Source organism: Zobellia laminariae (genome assembly GCF_030553095.1).
In the GTDB taxonomy this organism is placed as follows: domain Bacteria; phylum Bacteroidota; class Bacteroidia; order Flavobacteriales; family Flavobacteriaceae; genus Zobellia; species Zobellia laminariae.
Window position 1 is genome coordinate 2,761,388 of record NZ_CP130738.1, and the last position, 22,671, is coordinate 2,784,058.

Consider the following 22,671-nt stretch of genomic DNA (forward strand, 5'->3'; position numbering starts at 1 on the left):
GAAGCTATGCTAAATATATCTACTAATCCTATAAATAAAACGGTGCACCTAACGGGATACAAATCTACCGATAAGGTGTTTCACCAAAGGCACTACAAGCACTTTAACCGGTTCTTGTTAGGGTCCGCACTTTTTGGATTTATTCTTTTGTTCCTACCGTGGACGCAGAGCGTGCGGGGAACGGGAAGTCTAACTACGCTAAGTCCGGAACACCGGCCGCAGAGCATACAATCGCCCATTCCCGGACGTATAGAAAAATGGTACGTGCAAGAGGGTGATTATGTAAAAAAAGGGGATACCATTTTACATATTTCCGAAGTAAAGAACGAGTATTTTGACCCACGTTTGGTGGAACGGACAGGGCAGCAGATAGCGGCAAAAAATATGTCGGTTGAATCGTACCAAGGCAAGGTAGGTGCATTAAACAATCAGATTGCTGCATTGGGTAACGAGCGGAACCTAAAATTGGAGCAATCCAGAAACAAACTGTTGCAATCCAAACTGAAGGTAAAGAGCGATAGTATAGACTTGGAGGCCGCACGTACAAATCTTGAGATTGCCGAGCGCCAATATGGCCGTATAGCGCAATTGCAACAAGAAGGCCTAAAAGCCATGACCGATGTTGAGGAGAAAAGATTGAAGCTTCAAGAAACACAGGCCAAACTCATTTCTCAGGAAAATAAAGTATTGGCTGCTAAAAACGAAGTCCTCAATGCCACTATGGAAATTAACCGGGTACGGGTATCCTACACGGATAAGATTTCTAAAGCACAGAGTGATATGTACACCGCACAATCCAATCAGTTTGATTCTGAGGCGCAGGTAAGCAAGCTAGAGAACCAATTTGCCAATTATGAGATACGTACAGGTATGTATTATATAAAGGCACCACAGAGCGGTTATATCAATAAAGCGGTGCAAGGCGGCATAGGTCAGAATTTTAAAGAGGGAGACCGTTTAGTGGGTATTATGCCATCCGAGTTTGAAAAGGCAGTAGAAACTTTTGTGGCCCCTATAGACTTGCCTTTGGTACACGTAGGTGAAAAAGTACGGATTCAGTTTGATGGTTGGCCGGCAATTGTTTTCAGCGGTTGGCCCAATGCCTCCTACGGAACTTTTGCAGGGAAAATTGTAGCCGTGGAAACTTTTATAGATACCAGTGGAAAATACCGCGTATTGGTTGCTCCGGACGATGACCCGGAAGCAGAACCTTGGCCAAAGGATATTCGCGTTGGTTCAGGTGCCAATACCATATCCCTTTTAGACGATGTACCGATTTGGTTTGAGCTATGGCGACAAATAAACGGATTCCCACCTAACTATTACCAGCCAAAAGAAACGACTGCTAAAAAGGAAAAATGATGAAGAAAGTATTGTTTTATCTCTTTGTTGTATGCTGTTTTGGTGCGCAGGCCCAACAGCCCGGAGAGGTGGTTTTAGGTTTTAACGAATATCTAGGGTACGTAAAAAAGTACCACCCCATAGCTAAACAGGCCCAACTGAATATAGGAATGGGGCAGGCGCAACTTATGAGTTCGCGTGGTGGTTTTGACCCTAAGATAGAAGTAGATTATGACCGAAAGGAATTTAAGGGTACGGAGTATTATGACCGCCTGAACGCTACTTTTAAAATACCCACTTGGTACGGCGTTGAGCTAAAGGGAAATTTTGAGCAGAATGAAGGAGTGTATTTAAACCCAGAGAATACGGTTCCAGACGATGGGTTGTATAGTGCCGGAATTTCTATGTCCGTAGGGCAGGGACTTTGGATAAACCAACGTATGGCTACTTTAAAGCAAGCCAAGATTTTTAAAGAGCGTTCATTGGTAGAGCGGGATTTGCAGGTGAACGAGGTGCTTTTTGAGGCTTCTTTGGCGTATTTTGATTGGTTACATGCTTACCAGGATACCCAAGTATATGCTGATTTTTTGACAAATGCCGAAATCCGTTTTGAAGGGGTAAAAAAGAGTGCCCAAGTTGGTAAGGTTGCTGCAATTGATACGGTAGAGGCTAAAATAGCCATGCAAGATCGCGAGCTGAATTTGGAGCAGGCAAAAGTCCGTTTTATGAAAAGTGCTTTAGAGCTTTCCAATTTTCTTTGGATGGGTGATAATATGCCCGTGGAGCTACAGGCCAATGTAACACCGGAGACCAATTTGGCAGGTGATATTGATACGACACTAGAAATTATGGGTATGCCTTTAGATAGTTTTTCCATAGAGAACCACCCAAAGTTAAAATCCTTGGGGTATAAGGTTGATGGGCTCACTGTTGAAAAGCGATTGAAAGCCAACAAGCTTTTGCCAAAAATTGAATTACAGTATAATTTCCTGACGCAGAAACCGGAGTATATTTCCAGTTTTACTACGGAAAACTATAAAGGTGGCGTAGCTTTTAGCGTGCCCCTTTTTCTTAGAAAAGAACGAGGCGATTTAAAATTGGCAAAGCTGAAATTACAAAATGCCGAGTTTGAAATGGATGATGCGGAAATACGGATCAAGAACAAAATAGTAGGCCTGTACCGAGAATTGGAATCTTTTGAAAAGCAAAATGTTTTAATAGACGATGTAGTTTTTAATTACAACACCATGGTCGTCGCCGAAGAACGGAAATTCGGTTTTGGGGAAAGTTCCTTGTTTTTGGTGAATTCTAGGGAAAGTAAACTCATAGATGCCGAGCTCAAAAGGAACGCGGTTCAGAACAAGTTTTTCTCCGCAAAAGCGAAGTTGTTCAATTCTATTGGGGTGAATCCGAAGGGATTGTAGGCAACGTCTTTGGTGGATTTTGGTTTGTGTACAATCTCAGTAACTATAACCACTTTCGGAAGCGGTTATATTGGCAATTTTAAAGGTTCTATGGCCTTAATTTAGCCTTAATGCTGTCTGGAAAATATTCTAAAACTCCGGTTTCTTGAAATTGCGATAACAAACTATCGCTGTTGTACATTTTACCGTCTATACCTTTTTCTTTTAATGATTTGAGATATTCATTTTTGTCGAAAAATCCCTCGCTTTTTTCATCTTTCGTGCTAAGGATAAACCATCTTTCAGCTAATAAATAGCTATTGGTTTTGCCTTCCACGGAAGTGGCTTTCTTATACCTACTTCCTTTTTTTTCTGTTGTTGACCAAGTAGCCCCACCACTGGAAAGGGCGTAAACAATTTCATCGGGCATTAAATCTTCGTTTTCATATTCCCTTTCTTCCACTTTGCCGTAAACATATTGACCCTGAACACCTATTTTTTGGCATTAGCGCCTATAAACGAAAAACCTTTATAAGAGGTTTCAAGAAAACCCCACGTATTGATATCCGTATCGTATGATAACTTTATAGGCTTCGTTAAAGGCACAAGTGCAAACTGTTGGCCGAACATTTTTTGTGTATAAAAACTATCAACTTTTGGTTTCTTTTTTTCACTCATTACACAGGATGTTAGTCCTAAAATCAAGAAAATTATTAATCCTTTATAACGGTAGTCCATTTTGCTTTTGTTTTCATTTCGTCAGATCCTCCCAATAAATCATGATACACAAATCCTAAAATTGCACAGGCAGCATTATATTCAAGGGAGCGGTTTTTGCTTGGGCGTAAGTCTAATGTATCTTCAAAACTCCAATCTATAGTAATTGTACCGTCTATTGGAGCTTTAATGTCCACATAAATAACGGTAGATCTTACCGCCCATGTTAATTCATCAAATGCAACGTCCCATGTTGCATAGTGGTCACTCGACCATTTGTGAACCTCCAAGAGCTGTTTCCACATTTCGGTTTTTTTATTTCGAGTCCCACCAAATTGAGCACTAAAGGAATATGAATTATCCAAGGGGTCAATACGATGGTATGGATTATGTTGGATTTCATCTATTATTTTCTTTTGCCTATCTAATATTACAGGATCTATTTTAATAGCCTCCAAAAGTTCACCTCGAATTTCAAGATAATCACTTTGAAAAATAGAATTTAGACCAACTCCGATAATATTATTAGCCTCGTAAGGGTCTACGTTCATATAAGCACAAGCGGATTGATATATTTTTTGCCTAATCTCCGTTCCCCAACCTGCATCTCCATCATTATGGTTTGGTCTGAACAATAACAAATCAAGATATTTTTTTAGAAGGGTAGGCCATGGGTCAATAGATCCTATCTGTTTGTATTGCATAGAGATATAGTTTTTAGAATATACGTACAAATATAGGTGGCCAGACTAGCTGTAAAACTATTTTAGTTGGGTTACAGGTTAATAAGTTCCTTGTTTTTAGTCAAATTTAGAGAAAGTAAACTCATAGATGCAGAACTGAAAAGGAACGCGGTTCAGAACAAGTTTTTCTCCGCAAAAGCGAAGTTGTTTAATTCTATTGGGGTGAATCCTAGAAACTTATAGTGAGTCTTAAGAGTTTAACTTTATAAGCAAGAGAATAAATTCGCTATGCGGTATTGGTTTTACGACTATGTAAATATCGTATACCGCTTATCCTCAATAGTTTCGGTTGGACGGGTTTCTGCTCGCTGACATGAAATAAGAGAGAACTTTGTAGCAAATTACTTGTTATGAAAGCAATTTATACAAAGCTTAAAACCCGTATAGAAGGGGAGGACACCTTGGCAATGATTGTCTGTTTCTCCATTTCCCTGACGGTATTCTTTATTATGAAAGTGTTGAATAGGGAAATACCCTTGTAACCCCTATTTATTAGCATATGGGAGGTTATACAGCTACTTTTATGACCTCTTTATTTACTTCGTTCCCATCTACATCATAGTGTGTAAATTCAATTACCGCTTCATTATTCTCGCGATACACATTTACCGCTAAAAACCCTCCTTTTACTCTTAAGAATTTATGTTCGGGACGTAGATCTTCCTGATTCCAACCTTGGGCATGAAAATCACTCACCGGCCCTTGACTGAATTCGCGTAGGCCTGTTACCGGATCTACGGAAACATATTGCCAATGCCTATCGCCATTAATGACCAATACATTTTGGTCGGCCAAATACTGGCGCAGCCATTTTCCTTCCGTTGCAAATGAGGTATTGGAGTGGTTGTCATATTTCCCTTTTGAGCGGTCAGGCCCGACTATAGGAGTGGGCGAGACTAGAATTTTAAAAGTAGCATCCGAAGCTTCCACGGTTTCTTTAAACCAAGCAATCTGTTCTTTTCCCCAAATGGTTTTTTCCTTTCCGTCCGGAGATTTATTGTCACTGCGGAATTCGCGTACCTCTACGTTCCATATCTGTACATCTTTACCCCATCTAAATGTTCGGTAAGGTTGGTCAATAATGGGTACTTGTTCGCGCCAAATATCTAGACCGTCCTCATAACTTAATTCACCAAAAGGTGTGGAATATGAAGTCGCGTCGTCTTTAAGTAGATCGTGATCGTCCTTTTGTAAGTAAGCTGGCGTGCTTTTATAAAAGTCGAATAGGGCAGGCCAAGAATTCATGGCGTGCCATTTGTGCCTTGCCAATTCTACGGTGTAGGCCATAGGGCCGGGTTTGTCATAATACACGTAATCTCCCGTTTGGCAATGGAACAGCGGATTCATTTTAAGCATGCTGTCATAGATTTTAAAACCACGGACCGCATCATCATGAGACCAATAAAACTGACAAGTAGAAGAGGTGAAAAATACCGGTACCACTTGGTCTGCAGAAGGAGCAGTAGAAAATGACCCTTTTATTTCCGCTACTGGGGCGTCTTCACTTTTTCTTCCTTGTATCTGTATGTCGTAATGGGTGTTGGGGCGTAAACCCTCAAATTTTCGTTTCAGTGTAAAATCTCTGTAACCGGAAACATATTCCCACTCCGTACTGATCAGCGTGTCTTTGGATTTCAGGTTGATTTTCACTTGTCCCGAGGAACCGTCAACTGCACCTTCCATCTCAGAAATAGGCATGTTATTATCAAAATCGATGGGAGGTCGGAACACCTTATTTTCTTGCTTGTGATACACCGCCACAGGCTGGGGGTTTTGCAAAGTCTCGTCAGAATAATAGCGGAAGAATCCGTTACTTCCCCAATTTTGAATCCGGTGGTAAAATAGACATTCGCTTCGTTTTGGGCAGCGCCAAAAAAAAGCCCGAGTGTAAGCAGTACTAGGGTAATTGGTAGTCTCATGTTGGAATAGGTATAGGTTGTGGTCTCCGGTTGCTAACTTGGAAAAGCTAAAACAGGAGTATAAATATACCAATTTTGAACACTTTTAATGGCGAGATTATGTTTGATATGAAGCTATGAGAATTTCCGTCCATTCTTGTATGCGTTCAGGCGATGGTCTATCCGCTTGGTCAAAAAAGAAATGTTGTTCGATTTCCAGTCCACAATACTCAAAAACACCTGTGTCCGATGTTAGGAAAAGGGCTTTGTCCATGCCAATGCTTTCGTATTCCGCTTGCGATTTTCCATGGGTATTGATTATAGTTGTTCGCTTTCCTTTGAGGAGTCCTTTTTGAACACCAGCATCATAGCGGTAAGTAAAACCATAACTAAAAACACGGTCTATATATCCTTTCATTATGGCGGGCATTCCGGTCCACCAAATAGGGTAGATAAAAGTGATGTGCTCCGCCCAAGAAATGTATTCTTGTTCTCTTTGGACATCTTTTGAAACCTCACCCATGCGCTGCCCGGACATGTCTTCCAAAGAAAGAATAGGGTTAAAGTTGAGGTCGTACAGATTCCTAATAACCACTTCGTGATTTTGCTGTTTTAGGGTTTCTATAACCGTCTGTTTTAAATGAAAGTTTAGACTGGCCACGTTGGGATGCGCGTAGATAATAAGATGCTTCATTTTCTATGGATTTTAGATTGATGAAGCAAATGTAGCTCTGTCCTTTGGGCTGTAATTGTAAGAAAACGAAACGCTATTCCGTTTGGCAAATATCCTGTGAGAATTTGAGGTATTGAGTAGGCGTGTGCCCCGTGAAGTGTTTGAAGTCATGTATCAGTTGACTTTGGTCATAATAACCGCAAGCCTCAATAATAGCGAACCAATTTACTTTAGAGGGTTGGTTTTGTAGCAACCCGATTGCTTTTATAAATTTCTCGTACCGGCTCTTTTCTTTGGCGGTATAACCAAAGTATTTTTTATGGTTGAGCTGAATAGTTCTTTCGCTCTGTTGGGTTTCCTGAGCTATAATTTTAATGGGATTAAAGACTGTATAGTCGTCCGTATAATCTGCTAATTTTTGAAAAGCTGTTTCACTTTCTTTTAAGTAGGGTTTGCAGAAATCGAAAATCAGGTTTACACGCTCTTTTGGGGTTACTTTTTTAATAAGCTGCCAGAGATTAGTAAAGCAATTCTCGGTTAAAAGCGAATCTGGATTTGTAGGTAGGTAATCGGATAAAATCACTTTACCAAAAAACCTATAAAAGGCATCGTCTTTAAAATTGGCGACCAGCATATCCGAACCAGCAGGTAAGGTATAATCAAAAGCTTTTTTTATGGGGCCAAGAACAAGGCATTTTTCAATTGTCATTTGAGTATCACGCTCCGTTTTAAATTGAATAGGCGCACCAAAACTAAAAACCATAATAATTTGAAAGCTGGGAACAAGCGTTTTGGTAATGGGGTTTTTTGAACGGTTTTCAGCTCTGTAGAAATGCGTAAAAATATCCTGAAAATTTTCAGGAACTTCTATTCTTTTACTTGTGTGTTTATTTGGTTCAGTTCCCATGTCTTTTGGGTAATAGGGATGCTTTTGAAATACGTCCGTAGGCTATTTAATTTTCAGTTTTTTCAATGGAACTAGCATGGTCTTTAATCACATACCAATTGCCGTTTGTTTTCTCCAAAGTATAGCTTACAATCAATCTATTAAAATAGGGTTTGCCATTTCTTTCAGGCTCTTTGTACATAAATTCCGTTGTAGCTACACCAATAGTATCACCAACATCGGTACTCAGTATTTTCGTGCTTACCGTCCAGTTGGGCATCTTAAACCAATCTTCGTGAAACTTTATAAATCCATCAACAGAATACACAATTTCTGAACTAGGTTGGATCAGTTCCATAGCTCCATTGGGAGACAGTGTAGCTTTTAAGGCCTCTAAGTTTTTAGTGGTAACAGCGTTTAAATGCTTGGTAAGAACAGCGGTAAACAAAACTTCATTTTGGTTCTGTAATACTATGCTTTCCTGACTGTCTTTTTGCTGCTGAGCAAAGGAAACGCAGGTTAGTAGAAAGAAAACAAGATGCAGTATTTTGGAATGAATTGCTTGTTTCATATTTGCTTTTTGAACGCGAGTTTTACCCCAACGGCATAAATGTTATGGTCTTTCTAAAGTACTGCTTTTTCTTTAACTATAGTAAAAGGAGGTTTGTAGCCTGATTTAGAATGTAGGTTTTTGGGATATAAATTTAGCTAGGGGTCGCCTTTATACTCAGAGAACCGTGAATAGTTTAAGTGAAATTTGTCATTTGTACGTAAATTCATACCATATATACATTTTCAAACCCCATATAAACAGTTGATTGTTAGATTTATATAAGTAATGTGGCTTGGTTAAAGTGAGACTATTATTTGTGTCTCACTCCATTTAAAATCAAGAATTACCATTGGCTTACACTATTAGTAACTAGAGGTTTAATTATCTCTCTTAAAAAAGTCAATTATAACATAACTGTTTTAGTAAGATGTATCCATTTATTCCGGATTGCTAATTCGGTATCTCGGAGAATTCCCCCAGTCAGCACTATAAAATGTTTTTTGATGCTCCTATCTGTGAGCATAGCATATTAAACTTTTATTAATACTATTTATAAACATGGGAGATGTAATCACAACCGAAATAGAAAAGGAGCTTGTTTTTCATAAACTGGTTGACGAAAATCAGGAAATAAACGAGAAAGAAATAACCAGCGAATCATGGATCGAGCGGAATGAAGATTTAACGAACGAAACTGTTTGTGGAATTGATCAGCGCCAGAAGGTATTGGCAACGCAACAAATGCCCTATATGGCTATTTGTAAGTTGTATATGAAGGCTAAAAACGGACTCAATTATGTGGGTTCTGGGTGGCTAGTGGCAGGAAACATTCTGTATACGGCCGGGCATTGTGTTTATAATAAGAGTAGTGGAGGATGGAAATCTTCTATTATTGTCATACCCGGAAAGTGCGGTTTGTCCGAACCTTATGGCAGATATGAGGCAATTGAACTTATGGCCACTAAAGGGTGGATTGATAATGCTTCACCAAGATATGACATGGGTGCTATTAAATTAAGTAAAGTCGTTAATCATAATAGTTTTATAAATCCAGCAATGGAAGATCCAAACATTGCTGAAATCTGTGGGTATCCGGCAGATCGAGACAATGGCCTGTTTCAATATAAAATGTCCGATAATCTCGTAAAGGAAAATGGTAGGTTTCTTTATCAAGCAGATACGTTTGGGGGCCAAAGTGGGAGCCCACTGTTACGAAATAGATGTATTGGAGTGGGTATTCACAATTACGGTGGTTGCCCCAATAAATCCTCAGACCTGTATCAAAAATTTATAGATGGCGTTGCCAACTGGTAGAGTCATTCAGAGAACATGCTTCTAACTCCAAAATTTAAAAAATGAAAACATTGCGCAAAGGCAGTTTTGATAGCTCCGTTTCATTCTTAAAAAACCTATTGAGTAGGTCTGGATATCCTGTAGAAATTTCACCAAACTTTGACGAAAGAACGCATGAAAAGGTAGTTCAGTTTCAAAGGGCTAATTTTCTTGATGTAGATGGCATTGTAGGTAAAAACACATGGGAAAAACTAATGATGGCAGGTTATAAATTTAGTTGGGGTGCCACTAATTTTATTCTTGAGGACGATGAATTTATGAATGACTACACCGAAAAAGATACCATTTATTTGCACCATACCGCAGGCCTCCATAGACCTGATTATACCATTGGTTGGTGGGAAAATGATAATAAACCGGGAACGCTAAATAGGGTTGGAACATCTTTTGTCATTGGTAGAAAATCACTGGAGGGCGATGATATGTTTGACGGGGTAACCTACAGGGCTTTTAATGAAATGTTCTGGGCCCACCATTTGGGAACGAGATTGAAGAACAATACACTACTGAACAAAAAATCTATTGGTATAGAAATTTGTTCACTGGGTCCGCTCCAGAAAAGTCGTGAGGGGAAATTCTACTTTCAGGCTAACTCAAAAACAATTGAGGTACCTGAGTCAGAGGTCTGCCAATTGAACACCCCTTGGAGAGGGCATCAATACTTTCAAAAATACACCTATAAGCAAATCAATGAATGTGAGCGATTGATACTTACGCTCGCTAAAATTTTTGAAATACCCGTAAGAGATTTTAAATATGATAGTACGTGGTTCGGTATCAACGAAGAAGCCAAAAACGGAGCGCCAGGATTGTGGACACATTGCAATGTTAGGACCGATAAAACGGACTGCTTTCCGCAACCCGAGTTCATAACCATGCTAAACGGACTCTATTCTGCATATCAAGATTTTGAACTGGATTACTCTGAATTTGAATCTTTGGCTGTGGGAGCACCCAACCAATTGAATAAAGAGGTGTTGGAGCATTATACAGAAGATTTAGAGCTGATTGAAAATTGAAACTAGTAACCATTTGTAACGCAAAATATCATGGATGATAAACTAAGGGAATTGGCCGAAAATGCATATTCTAATTATTCCAGTGTCCTGGGTGATATAGACCAAATAAAAACGGATATTACCCATGTTCGTCAAGGAAAACTGGAATTATCTGAAATTCAAACGGATACGGAGCGATTGAACAACAGAATCAACCGAGAAGGTACTGCAGAACTTCAAGCCTTGGAGCGCATTAACGGAGAAGCCAATTTTCAGGATATCCGTATCATTCAACGTATAGTAGAGCTGTCTAGGGCGGTGGGTAGAATAACTACCAATTCTAGGTTGGGCAACACAGGTTACGGTACAGGCTTTTTAATTGCCCCTAACTTGATGCTTACCAACAATCACGTATTGGGCACTGCAGAGGTGGCGGCAAATTCTACTATTCAATTTAACTACGAACTAGACCAAACGGGAAACCCTAATAAATCTGAAAGTTTTAACCTTCTTCCGGAAGAATTTTTTGTTACCTCTCATTATAAAAAGGATGCTGGCAACCCTTATAGTGGACTTGATTTTACGATTGTAGCAGTAGAAAAAGTTTCCAATGAGGGAACACCTTTAAATAATTTTCCTGTTGCTAGGTTAGATAAAAAATTGGGTAAAATCATAGACGGTGAAAATTGTGCCATTGTGCAACATCCAAAAGGCGATTACAAAAAAATCGTAATGAAAGACATTCGTATGTTAGTGCTAAAAGATGACTTTCTCATTTATGAATCGGATACGCTTCCATAGGTTCATCGGGCAGTATGGTTTTGGGCCTTGGTACGGGTGAAGTAGTAGCCCTACATCATAGTGCGGTACCTAGAAAAAATAGACATGGGCAATGGCTAAGAAAAGATGGCTCTGTAGTACAGCCCGGAGACCCTGATAATATGATCGATTGGATGGGAAACGAAGGTATACGGGTCAGTAGTATTCTGAATATGATTGAAAAAATACCGGTTGAAAAAGCTATGGAAAAGCATAAAGCGACTTTAGTAAGTGTGTTACATATGGATAAAAATGTAGCGACTATAGCGTCCGAAAATAAAATTACGCCATCAAAAAAGTATGTTATGAACCGTTCAGAAAGCACCGCCTCTAGCACGCAGTATTTTGAAATTCAACTTTCTGAGGTGAAGGAAATGCAGCAGGATTGGAAAGAGAACGCAACCAGTTTGGTGCCCGGTCTTGTACTTAGCGAGCCCTTGTACCCCATGTCTACGGAAAAAGCGCATCGCAACTTTTTTTACATCCATGTAGAATCAGACAAAAGTCCGTGGGAAATAGCAGCCGATTTAGAAGGTCTACCGCAGATTGAAACCTGTACGCCAGATCTTGAGATGTCTACTGATATTAGATAAGGTCATTATGATAGATGGTCCAGAAATGAAAGTTTGGAATCATTGGACGATGGTACGGCAGATTGGGGTAAAAGTGAAGGAGATTTTAAAATTAAATGGGCCAATGCACACTTGGTCAAAGACTTTATACAAGAAGGAAAAAGCGAAGAATATAGACAGTGGAATAGAGATGCCGTAAAATTATCAAAGGTCAATCTTGATAAAATTGCACAAAATGGTCAGAATATAAAGCTTGTGCAATTGGATACCGGATATACGGATCATAACAAGGTTTTGGGAGGGTATAACCTCCTACATGATGAAGACTTTATAGATGGGGAAGATGCTCGTGATGAAATGAGTATGGGCATACTGCGCCAACCAGGACATGGTACGCGCACGGCAAGTATAGTTGTAGGGAATAAGGCAAATGGAAGGATTGAAAATGATGGCAATCAAGGAGTGGCAGTGAGTAAAGATGGGGAGTCTTTGGTTAAGGTGATACCTTACCGAATTTCCAAATCCGTTATTTTGATCGGTAGGGGACGTAATTTATTCAATGCCGTTTCTCAAGCAATAAATTCGGAGGCCGATATTGTCTTTATGTGCATGGGCAGTTATCCGCGCCCCATGATTTATAGTATTGCCAAAACTGCCTACGAACGCGGAATTATTTGGGTCTGTGCAGCGGGCAATAAGGTAGAGTCCGTAATTGCGCCAGCGGTATACCCGGGCACCATTGCCGTGGCCGCCTCTAATCCCAATAACGAACCTTGGAGGTATACCTCCTATGGTCCGGCAGTAGATATTTCTGCGCCAGGAGAAGATGTATACGTGCCCTTTAAAAGTAAAAGACAAGAAGATATTATGGTCTTTGGTTCGGGAACGAGTTATGCTACTCCCCACGTGGCTTCGGCTGCTGCATTATGGAAGGCCAAACACTCCCAATTTCTTAAAGAACATGTAAAAGAACCTTGGCAAATTGTTGAGTTGTTTAGAACACATTTAAAGGCTACTGCAGAAAAAGACCCTAATGCAAATGGCAGCCAATGGGACGAAAAAAGATTTGGTGCCGGTATTTTGGACATAGAAAAGCTACTCAAACAAAAAATGCCGGTGAAAGCCGCGGAAATTAAGCAGTTATTGGATGATCTGCAACATGCTTATAAAGGAAAGGAAAAACCAGCCCAGTGGGATTTGGGTGTTCGTGAAACGGTCCATTTTCTATGGAATACGGCAAGAAAGAAACTCACGCCAGGTTTTGAGAGTACCACACTTCAGGAATCGTTAACCGAAAGAGCACGAATTAGTGTTGCGGCAATGACCGGAAGACCCGTAAACAAGGTTTTTGAGAGCTATGATCAATTTGATGAAGATCAGACCGAAAGATTACTGAAAGTATATTTTGAAAGTTTCAATTAAAAAGACATATCATGGATAACTACTTCGACCTTCATTTTCATCCGTTGGCCAAAATGCATTTAGCCTCAAATAAGGATGACCCTTCTAATAAAGCTAAGGATGATATGGAAAAGCCTATAACCATGTCAAAAGATTTTAGAGACTACACGGATGAATCTGTGCTGCGTAGGTTTGAAAGCCAGTGTTGTGTAGATTATTTGGAGAAAGGTAAGGTAAAACTAGGCATTGCTGTTGTTGGTGCATTAGAATTTGGAGTTGCATCCAGTAAGGGTTTTATCGCAGATGTTTTAAAAACCCAATTGAAAAAGCCTATTGACAATACTTATTTTAATGCTGTGAGAGAGGGAGAGGTATCATACCTTAAATTATTCTTGAAAGAGGTAATGCGGTATATGGAGCTCCGTAAACTAGATAAAGATCAGAAGAGTACTAAAGAGAGTAAATTAAATTTAATAAGTCGGTTTTCAAAAAGTGAAGAAGAGTTAGATGCCCGGCCCAATCTTATTTTAGCAATTGAAGGTGGGCATAACCTTTGTATGAAAAAAATAGGGAACACTTTAGATTATGATAATTTTAAAGAGTTTCAAAACAATCCATATTTCAATTCAATTGACGGTATTTCTAAGGACAAACACAACCCTTCCAAGGTCTTGAAAAGACTTTATGAGTCGCTCAAAGGAGCCAAGATAGATCTCTTATATCTCAGTTTAACCCATTTAACATACATTCCAGAACAACATTTGGGTACGCACGCTTTTGGAGCAAAAGGACTTAAACATCCTTCATTTTATCCATTTGGACATGGTTTAAGCGAGGTGGGAAAGGATGTTGTTTTAACGGCATATGGATTGGAGGATTCCATAGAAAAGAAAAAGGATACTGGCGTATTGATCGATGTTAAAAATTTGAGCTTAAAGTCTCGCGAGGATTTGTATACGTTACGTAGAGTACAGGATTGTAGTCATATACCATTAATCGCTTCTAATGTTGGGGTAACAGGATATTCTCTTAATGGTTGGAAGGACAACCTAGAGGTTGAAAAATGTGTAAATCACGTAGATCAAGGTATTAAAACAGTTAAAGTACATAATAAGCCTAAAGTTGCTGGTTATTGGGGTAATGACATTAAAAAGGAATTTATTTTCAATTCCTGTACCATAAATTTAATGGATGAGGATATTGTGGAAATCGCAAAAAGCGGCGGGTTAATCGGTGTAAGTTTGGATGTAGATATATTAGGTCATAATTCAAATTCTACGAACAACGAATCAGCTTGCGAGTTTTTAACTACCTCTGACTTTTCGTACTATTTTCCATATACGAGTATTAGAAAATTGGAATATGCTAGCATGGAAGAAATAAGAACAGAGGAATCATGGTTTCAGCCCAATAGGAGGGACGTACACCCACTAAGTCTTTGTTTTAACATTATACACATCATGGCAGTTATAGGTTTGAAGACAAAACAAAATCAACTAAAGAAAAAACCGCAAGAATTTATTTGTATTGGCAGTAATTTTGATGGGTTTATTGAACCTGTTAAATTTTGTAGTGACAGTAGATATTTTGGGGATTTGCAAGCTTGTTTAATGAAATGGTTACCTGTGGCAGCTAAGAAATATCAAAAAGTAAATGGAGGAACTAAGGACCTATTTTCTTTTATTCAAAAAAATGATTATTTAAAAGAAGTTGTTTCGGGTATCTTATATAACAACGGGCATGATTTTTTAAAGAGTAGAGGGTTTTTAGCCTCAGAAAAAACTGAGAAAAAGGTTGATATTAAAAGCTAAGGAATTGTAATAGTTATTAATAATGACCCTGTCGAAAAACCGGATTCCACCATGAAAAAACATATATCATCTTTGCAGTACGTGATAGCCATTTCATTACTAATTGCATATAGCTTCTTTATTTATTTTCTAATAGGAAAAGTAGATAGCGGCGACCCCAGTTGGAGTCGGTTAATTTATCTGTTTTCTGGGGTAGAGGCCATCGTTTTTGCAGCGGTAGGATTTCTATTCGGAAAAGAAGTGAACAGACAGCGAGCGGAAAAAGCGGAAACCGAAAAGAAAGCAGTAGAGGAACAAAAAGAAAAAATCAAAGACGAGAAAGTAGCGGAGCACAATAAGGGACTCGTTCTTGGTGCAATGATTATGCAAGCCGAAAATGGTCAAAAGAAGTCAGCGGATAATAGAGGTTTGGAAATGAAAATGTCTTCGAGTGAATTGCAGGGCATTGCAGAAAAAGCAAAGCAACTGTATCCGGAACTGAACAAGTAGCTTTTATTTTTTTCGCTCTCTGGTAAGATTGTAGGTCAGTCCAAAATAGATGCCCCATTCTGATTTTTTGTAAGTGGGAGCTGAGGTAAATTCTGCGGGAACGTACAAATTTCCATTCTCGCTTTCCACACTATTTGAGAGTACATCTATTCTAGCTAACGAAGCCCCCACATTTATGCCTATGAGCTGCTCTCTACCGATCAACACTCCGGCCCCGAAAAGATATCGGGTAATTCCGTCTAAAGGAGATACCGCTGCGCCGGCGTTCAATCCACCTCGTATACCAGCTTTAAATTGATAGCTAAAATGTGCTAAGGCGCCAATGGCAATATCAAAATTATTTCCATTTTCTTCTAGTATCTGGTTTCTTCCGTCCCCGCTGTCTTCTAAGTAGTATGACTTTTCGCGGATGTTGTTATAAAAGAATCCTGTTGAAAAATCGAACTTAAAACCACCTTTCTTTATAAAAAAGTCGATTTTTTTAGATAAAATAGTGTCGTTCGTAAATGTATTGATGAGCGTTATTTTTGCTTCCATAACATCTTTGGACGCCTTTAGCAGTTCAGGAAATTGCTCGTAGTTTTTCTCCGTAGAACCCACAAGAAAATCAAAATATCTTAAGCTGGTTTCTAAATCTATAGCTTCACTCAGAACTTCCAAATAGGAAGCATATATAATTAATTCATTGGCTACACTAGAATCTATTGTCAGGTCAGAATTCTCAATAAGCGTTTTATAGTAGTGTTTAGCACTTTGGATGTAATGATACGATTGGGCCACACTGTTTCTCAATAAATCATAATCCACTTCTTTTGGTTGTAGCAACTCAGGAGTTGCATTAAAATTTTGGTTGAGTTCGCGTAAATGAAGTTGAGCTTTCTTTTGAATGCCTCGCACCATATCCAGTGTTCTAAATTCCGCATGGTCATTGGAGACTTCGTAAAGTGAATTGGCACGCTCGGTAAGTGAATCCAATTTTTTTACGTGCTCTAGAGCCTTATTGTAAACAAGGTTATACTGTGGGCCAGCGCTTTCTTGAGACATGAAACCCAAAATACCTGAATCTGGAATTTTAAGTAAAAAGCGACTTTAGAATACCCGGCGTGCTGGAGGTTAGACTGTAATCGGTAGTTTCAACCACAATATCAATAAAGGCCGTGTTGACACCCAAGATTTTCAAATCATAATACTGATTCGCTTTCAGGTCGTCTGTGTTTACATGAACTAATTCTTTTTTCGTTAAATCGGCTTTGAACGTTATGGTTTCCTGTGCCTCAATTGAACAACAAAAGAGGCACATGAACCATACATATATAATTGCTTTTTTCATGAGGGGTTCTTTTAGTATGAAGTTAAAAATTGTTATACCACAACAGCGTTGTTAATGGTATGAAAAGGCATGACCAAGTGTATGGGCGTACCATTAATATCTACAATACATTTGTTCCAGACCATCTCATAGAGCTTTTTTAAATCTCTGATATCTTCTTCGGTCATCATGCTTTCTGCACCGTAATTCATGATGGAAAAAGGTTTGTGTTCCCCAAATATTTCCGATGGCCAAGCTAGCTCGCTGATTTTGGCAAAGAAATGGCGAAGTCCGAAAATATGACCCAATTCGTGCATCATGGTTTCTAGTTGTTCTTGTTTGCTCTGTTCGAACATTTTTGGGTAAATCACCAATTGGTGTCGTCCACTATCTGGAAAAAATGCACTTGCCAAAACGCATCCGTGCGCGTTGCAATTATCAGATGGGGAAACATGTATCTGAAAGTCGGAATTATCAGCATTCTCATTAAAACGTACCGGAACCGCTTCGCTCCAGCCCAGTAAAGCCTCGCCCAATAATTCTCGAACATAGGTTTTTATGCCTTCAGCGTTTTGATAGTAATACAGAGCAGTTTCGTCAAATGTCCAACGTAAAACCTGATGTTGTGCCCAAAGGGGAATGAACCCTTCACTGGCATCCACTAAAATTTCCAGCGGAGACCGGTCTCCGGGCGTGGAGTGTCCCGAGCGGTCCGTGGCACAAATAAAGTTATCCCCGTACTTGTGTACCCCAGATTGCCCGTTTTCCATTAATTCTTCTTTGCTTTTTTGAGCGAATAGCTCTTTTTTGGAATTTGTTTTCTTTCCCATGATGTGTGTATTTAGTTATTATAATTTTTGACCTCCAGAGGCCAATAGTTTACTTATTAGAGGAATTAATACGCCTAGTCCGCCCAGTGTGCCAACCAGCGTTTCAAAATCTTTTAGTAACTCTGGTTTTCCTAGACCAATGAACACGATGACAGTTATAATCAACAGATAAAATAGAATGCGTGTGTTGGCCCAAGTCCCTTTTCCGCGGTTCTTGTTTTCTAGTCGTAAGGCTTCATTTAATGACACTGAAGTCATGATAAAATTCTTAAAACTGTAATTGAAAATCTTAGGCCGATCATGCCATACCACCAAACCTTTTTTCATTAGTGAGAAAAGCGAGTTCCTATTTTTGATGTTCATAAAACCATCTTTGGCTAGGTCATATAATAAATAGCGTTCACGTGTAGGTAAGGTGTTCCAGATGTCATTATAGTAGCCATGCGCTAAGTTCTGAGTGTGCATTACCATGCGTTGCCGGTCCAAACGGTGCGGTTGATTTATAGCATATGGCGTATCATAAAGCGATTTGACCAATATAACAGGCGCCAAAGTGGGTAGGAATTTGCTATACCCCAATTCGTCAGTTAGAATATCAATATCATCTAAAGATGGTTTTTGAGCACTTTGGAGGCCAAAATTGAGTTGTTTGGATACTTTTTTAGTGTTTTTTGTAATGCCAATTAAAATTTGGGGAAACGCACTTAGAATATTTCGCCATGAATTGAAGTCGTCTTGAAGGCTTCCCAAAGAGCGTTCTGCTTCTTCTTGAGCGGACTCATACATAGAAAAAATTTGGCTGGGGTATACTTCGGATACCAGAATAATACGTTTTCGCTGTGAAATAAGAAATAGGATAATCCGGAGTTTGGTATGGTTGGCGTCAAACGATTTTATGTTATGCTCTAAGTGTTCTATTACATAGGCTTCATAATCCTCATGATGAAAATCATTTTGTCCTTTTTGATAGCTGCTAGAAAGGATGCCCAGATTCTCCCCAATGTCAGAGTTCATTGGCATATTTTCGAGCTGTAACATAGAAAGTGTGGCTATTCTCAGGTAACCGGCATCTGTTAGAATTTCCTTGGCAAAGGTTTGCTTTCCGCAAAAAGGAGGTCCAATAAGGAGTAAGCCGGAATTTGATTTTTCATCGTGAAGAATTTGACCAAATTTCTCAATATAGCTTTCTTCCTTATTGGTGTCAAAATCGTTAGGTTTTAAATGCCTGAACCGAAAAGCGAAAAAACGATCCGAGAAAAATAAAATCAAAGAAAATAGAATAGCCAAAATAATAATAAGACCTATGACCACTAAAAGAATGAATTTAGGGGGTAGAGAGTCCGCTGCGTTTTTTAGACTGGTGTCCGCTATACAAATCGCTTTATTGCTGTCTAAATAATTTAAATAAAAGGTGTTGGGGTTTTCTGCACTAGCCCACGAGAAATCATGCGCATATTCATAAACCATTCCTTGGAATTCAGCTATGCGAGCGTCATAAGTAGGGCGTATGTGCCATAGGAAATCTTCTAGGCCTGTGTTTTTTGAAGTGTTTTTAGAGGTTTTGGTACTTGTTGTATCCTTTAGGGTAAACGTCTCGTGATATTGACCTTCACTTAAGTGTTTCTCGTGAAGCTTAGCATATTCATCTTCTTGACCTGTAAAGGCAGGGAAACTGGTTTCCAGTTCTTTTTCTTTATCCATGAAGCGTCTGGCCATATCAATCTTATCCGTCTTTGTCCATATTTGGTCATTCAAAAACTTAGCATTCTTAAAAATTAAATACGCTGGAAAAATGGTAGACAGAAGCAACCAACAGAATAGAAATAGGGCATACCAATAGCTGTAGCCAATGCGTATGTTCCTGTTTTTTCGTCGGCTAAAGTCACTCACATTTTTAATTATGGAATGTACTTTACGGTGAACTTTGGTAATGAACTTTGTTTTTTTTGATGACTTATTAAAGTAAATCACAGCTAAACAAATGAACTGAAGAATTAAGGAAGGAAGCACGTACTTAATCTCATTTTCATTGACTTTACAAGTGAGAATATTGAGGAAAATTATGGCTAATAATAGTAGAATATCGCGAACCTTAAACTTAAAATCGTTGTTTCCTCTATGAGGGTGCAATGTGTAGAATATGATTAAATAGGAATAGATACCAAGAAGGAGACATAGAATATAGGCTGTAGTTGGTGGTATAAGAAAACTAATACCAAATGCAATGGTAATTAGTCCCGTAAGAAGGAAAGACAGAATAATGTAAGAGTCTCTCAACTCTTTTTTTGGAGTTAAAAACTCGAATAAGAATCGGTCATATTTATAGAGTCCTAGTTTCGGATTTCTAATGATGAGCGAAAGGATAGTGATAATCAGTATTAAAATCAGAGCCAATACAATACCAATACAGGAAAGGGTTAAAACTTCAGATACTTTGGTGCGGAGCAGTCCTATATCATACAGGGCAATTACACTAAGATTAGTGTTGGCTATGGGTCTAATACTATATAATTGCCCTTTATCTCTATAATTGACCATGCCTGCTGTTTTTATTCGCCCCAGCATGGCGGCCTCTATTTTTTCTTTGTTTCTACTTACATAGAGAAAATTTTCTAGGGTAGCTCTTCCTTTTTTGGAGTGAAACCAGACTTCGCCAGTTTCATCTACCACGGCAAACTGAAAGCCAAAGGGTAAAATGGCTTCATGCAAAGATTTTAGTTGAGCGGCGCCCACTCTATAACCAGAGATGGAGTCCCGTTCATTTTTCAATAGGTAAACGGCTTCCTCGCTTTGGTCTTCAATGGAAACCACGGGCCTCATAATATATTTGATTTTATGGGTGAGTGTATCTAGGAACCAGAGGTTTTTAGCGTTAACATAATCCGTGTAGTAGGGGCGGCTACCAAGGTTTTTAGTATTCTCTATGTTGTTTTTATCAATTAATCTTATGTGATACTTTACAGCGCCGGTGGCTGTATCTATTTTAGATATGAACTTGTGGTTTTCACGAAAGGCTTCATTGGCCTTTGAAATACGAATAGACAGACTGTCGCTGTTTTCTCTCGCTCGCTCTTCACTGGCGAGCGACATATCATAAAGTGTGGTAACATTGGCTGCGTTTTCAGCTTCAAAACGGGTTTTGATTTTTTCACTTAAATCATCAAGTCTGTCCGGAAATTTGTAGTAATAGTCGTAATAATGGTTCATGAGAGAGAAGAACACGATTATTAAAATGGGCGCACCAATAATTACAGATATGCCAGACAAAATAACGTCATTACTGGATAGGCGTTCATCTTCAGCAATAAAGAGCATTTTAAAATAGGGCATTCCAAAAAGACCAAGTAGTAAGAAGGTGGTTAATAGGGCAATTATCCACGGATCTAATTTTCTGACGGCTTCATTGTAACGCTCTGTCTCCACAAGTCCAAAAATTTGAATATCATAATGTACGCGGGTGTCTAGGTCCGTTTCATAGGTATATTCACGTCCAAAAAGCTGATAAACCTCATCGTTCTTGGGAATGCCAATAGACATGCCTATGTTAAACGGATTGAGTTTATTAAGGCTGTCAGGTAAGATAATCCGCCCCTTTAGCGAGCTTAATTCTATAATTGAATCTGTTTGGTTCTTTTGATCTAGTTCTGCGGATTTTTTAAAAACGACAATGTATTCATCAAACTCTTGGTCAAAAGGTGTACTCTTACTTATTTTTTGTTTGAGAGCTCTCCAGACTTTGGGTCTTATCTTGTTCTTGGTAATTGAATCTCTTTGATTTAATAGCGAATAAGCTCCATCTTTTTCTTCATTTTTAGTGAGTTTTTTTATGATACTTTTCGACGGAGTAATTTTACTGACCTTATTTAATAGGGCATCCCATTGCGAGTTGTTTAGTTTGTTATAAAAAATTGATTTAAGCTCGGCTGTTACTTCTTTACTATAGTAAATGGAATCATACTCCGTAGAATAATACTTCTGGAAATCATTATTGAGTTGCTTGGTAATAATGTCAAAATTGGCATCTAAACTGTGAAGTTTAGACTCGCGATAATGGTGCTCGTTATTTTTAATGTGGGAGTAGTAAATAGCAAAGAACAGCCCAATAATTATAAAAGCCACGGTAAGTAACGTAAAGAGCCGCTTATTTGCTGTAAAGGGTTTACGTAGAGAATTTCCTAAAGAAGACGTGGTGGGCATGGGTTCTGCAATAAGAATTAGAAAATGAGGTGTTCACAATGGAGACCATCGTGTGTTTTTAACTATGTACCAGTTGAAACCTAGTTTCAATGGTCGTGTATAGTCAGTTTCTATTTTTTAGGGGAACCTTTTACTGTAAATATGTGCTTACCGTTCAGTAAGTAAAATCTTAAATTAGTGATTTTGATGCCTAGCTAGTTCGGCGTTGTGTGGATTGTAGCTGATTTTGTATAAATGGTGTTTTTGAGGTTTTAATTGTTTGGTTATCAGAGCTTTTTTAATGCATTCAGCTTTTGTGAAAAACAAAAACCCGTACAGTTTTCACCATACGGGTCAAGAATTCTAAATTGGAAATTAGTCCAGTTCGGGACTAGTTCCGCCATCGTCCATCTCTTCATCGGTAGCGGCAGTTGAATCGTCTTCTTCTGAAGTTGACTCGGACATGGCTTGAAGGAGCCATTCTGGTGGACCACCAATATCTACATGCCCATCTTCCATTGAAGCAATGGCGTCCGTATCACCTGAATTCTGGTCGTCTGCGGATGTAACTGCTAAATCAGAGGGTGGAAGCCCTGCATCGGCTACGGCACTTGTAGTTTCCGTAGGGTCTTCAGCAGTATTGCTGGTAGCATCAGACGTATCGTTGATATTAATATTTATGTTCATAATTCATATATT

Annotated in this window: 21 protein-coding genes; 9 read left to right on the forward strand and 12 right to left on the reverse strand. The window is 38.9% G+C overall.

Annotated features, from left to right (window positions below; translation table 11 throughout):
* The first annotated feature begins 6 nt into the window (after window positions 1-6).
* Together Q5W13_RS13220 and Q5W13_RS13225 are read left to right on the forward strand one after the other, a co-directional pair.
* Window positions 7-1,362, forward strand: coding sequence for an HlyD family secretion protein (locus Q5W13_RS13220; protein ID WP_304443310.1), 1,356 nt, complete (start codon window positions 7-9; stop codon window positions 1,360-1,362).
* Complete coding sequence (locus tag Q5W13_RS13225) at window positions 1,359-2,765, forward strand: TolC family protein (RefSeq protein ID WP_368662249.1); 1,407 nt, start codon at window positions 1,359-1,361, stop codon at window positions 2,763-2,765. The genes Q5W13_RS13220 and Q5W13_RS13225 overlap by 4 nt, the downstream gene beginning before the upstream one ends.
* 88 nt (window positions 2,766-2,853) lie before the next feature.
* Here the strand turns inward: Q5W13_RS13225 and Q5W13_RS13230 are convergent, their stop codons facing one another.
* From Q5W13_RS13230 to Q5W13_RS13260, 7 genes are all read right to left on the reverse strand, one after another.
* Window positions 2,854-3,207, reverse strand: coding sequence for a hypothetical protein (locus Q5W13_RS13230; protein WP_304443311.1), 354 nt, complete (start codon window positions 3,205-3,207; stop codon window positions 2,854-2,856).
* Window positions 3,208-3,236: 29 nt separating this feature from the next.
* Window positions 3,237-3,422, reverse strand: coding sequence for a hypothetical protein (locus Q5W13_RS13235; protein WP_304443312.1), 186 nt, complete (start codon window positions 3,420-3,422; stop codon window positions 3,237-3,239).
* Between the two features lie 35 nt (window positions 3,423-3,457).
* On the reverse strand, window positions 3,458-4,165 hold the full coding sequence (locus Q5W13_RS13240) for a hypothetical protein (protein ID WP_304443313.1): 708 nt from the start codon (window positions 4,163-4,165) through the stop codon (window positions 3,458-3,460).
* Window positions 4,166-4,711: 546 nt separating this feature from the next.
* Window positions 4,712-5,965, reverse strand: a complete 1,254-nt coding sequence (locus Q5W13_RS13245) for an alkaline phosphatase D family protein (protein WP_304443314.1) — start codon at window positions 5,963-5,965, stop codon at window positions 4,712-4,714.
* Between the two features lie 255 nt (window positions 5,966-6,220).
* On the reverse strand, window positions 6,221-6,796 hold the full coding sequence (locus tag Q5W13_RS13250; protein ID WP_304443315.1) for an NAD(P)H-dependent oxidoreductase: 576 nt from the start codon (window positions 6,794-6,796) through the stop codon (window positions 6,221-6,223).
* A 73-nt stretch (window positions 6,797-6,869) separates the two neighbouring features.
* Window positions 6,870-7,682: a helix-turn-helix domain-containing protein gene (locus Q5W13_RS13255; protein WP_304443316.1), complete on the reverse strand. Its 813-nt coding sequence runs from the start codon at window positions 7,680-7,682 to the stop codon at window positions 6,870-6,872.
* Window positions 7,683-7,728: 46 nt separating this feature from the next.
* A complete protein-coding gene (locus Q5W13_RS13260) occupies window positions 7,729-8,232 on the reverse strand; it encodes a nuclear transport factor 2 family protein (RefSeq protein ID WP_304443317.1) in 504 nt (167 codons plus the stop codon).
* Between the two features lie 540 nt (window positions 8,233-8,772).
* Here Q5W13_RS13260 and Q5W13_RS13265 point away from each other — a divergent pair.
* From Q5W13_RS13265 to Q5W13_RS13295, 7 genes are read left to right on the forward strand one after another with little or no spacing between them, the layout of a single operon-like run.
* On the forward strand, window positions 8,773-9,528 hold the full coding sequence (locus Q5W13_RS13265) for a trypsin-like serine peptidase (protein ID WP_304443318.1): 756 nt from the start codon (window positions 8,773-8,775) through the stop codon (window positions 9,526-9,528).
* A 41-nt stretch (window positions 9,529-9,569) separates the two neighbouring features.
* Complete coding sequence (locus Q5W13_RS13270; RefSeq protein WP_304443319.1) at window positions 9,570-10,586, forward strand: peptidoglycan recognition protein family protein; 1,017 nt, start codon at window positions 9,570-9,572, stop codon at window positions 10,584-10,586.
* A gap of 30 nt (window positions 10,587-10,616) precedes the next feature.
* Entirely contained in the window at window positions 10,617-11,366 is a 750-nt protein-coding gene (locus tag Q5W13_RS13275) for a trypsin-like serine peptidase (protein WP_304443320.1), read from the forward strand.
* A 14-nt stretch (window positions 11,367-11,380) separates the two neighbouring features.
* Window positions 11,381-11,977, forward strand: a complete 597-nt coding sequence (locus Q5W13_RS13280; RefSeq protein WP_304443321.1) for a hypothetical protein — start codon at window positions 11,381-11,383, stop codon at window positions 11,975-11,977.
* Window positions 11,978-12,010: 33 nt separating this feature from the next.
* Complete coding sequence (locus Q5W13_RS13285) at window positions 12,011-13,378, forward strand: S8 family peptidase (RefSeq protein WP_304443322.1); 1,368 nt, start codon at window positions 12,011-12,013, stop codon at window positions 13,376-13,378.
* 11 nt (window positions 13,379-13,389) lie between these two features.
* Window positions 13,390-15,168, forward strand: a complete 1,779-nt coding sequence (locus Q5W13_RS13290; RefSeq protein ID WP_304443323.1) for a hypothetical protein — start codon at window positions 13,390-13,392, stop codon at window positions 15,166-15,168.
* A gap of 51 nt (window positions 15,169-15,219) precedes the next feature.
* Complete coding sequence (locus tag Q5W13_RS13295; protein WP_304443324.1) at window positions 15,220-15,657, forward strand: hypothetical protein; 438 nt, start codon at window positions 15,220-15,222, stop codon at window positions 15,655-15,657.
* 3 nt (window positions 15,658-15,660) lie between these two features.
* Here the strand turns inward: Q5W13_RS13295 and Q5W13_RS13300 are convergent, their stop codons facing one another.
* From Q5W13_RS13300 to Q5W13_RS13320, 5 genes are all read right to left on the reverse strand, one after another.
* On the reverse strand, window positions 15,661-16,701 hold the full coding sequence (locus Q5W13_RS13300) for a hypothetical protein (RefSeq protein ID WP_304443325.1): 1,041 nt from the start codon (window positions 16,699-16,701) through the stop codon (window positions 15,661-15,663).
* 28 nt (window positions 16,702-16,729) lie between these two features.
* On the reverse strand, window positions 16,730-16,987 hold the full coding sequence (locus Q5W13_RS13305; RefSeq protein WP_304443326.1) for a hypothetical protein: 258 nt from the start codon (window positions 16,985-16,987) through the stop codon (window positions 16,730-16,732).
* Window positions 16,988-17,019: 32 nt separating this feature from the next.
* The gene (locus Q5W13_RS13310) at window positions 17,020-17,796 is read right to left on the reverse strand and encodes a matrixin family metalloprotease (protein WP_304443327.1); all 777 of its coding nucleotides are present in this window, start codon (window positions 17,794-17,796) and stop codon (window positions 17,020-17,022) included.
* A gap of 18 nt (window positions 17,797-17,814) precedes the next feature.
* On the reverse strand, window positions 17,815-21,993 hold the full coding sequence (locus Q5W13_RS13315) for a hypothetical protein (RefSeq protein ID WP_304443328.1): 4,179 nt from the start codon (window positions 21,991-21,993) through the stop codon (window positions 17,815-17,817).
* Between the two features lie 354 nt (window positions 21,994-22,347).
* Window positions 22,348-22,659: a hypothetical protein gene (locus Q5W13_RS13320; RefSeq protein ID WP_304443329.1), complete on the reverse strand. Its 312-nt coding sequence runs from the start codon at window positions 22,657-22,659 to the stop codon at window positions 22,348-22,350.
* Between the last annotated feature and the right edge of the window lie 12 nt (window positions 22,660-22,671).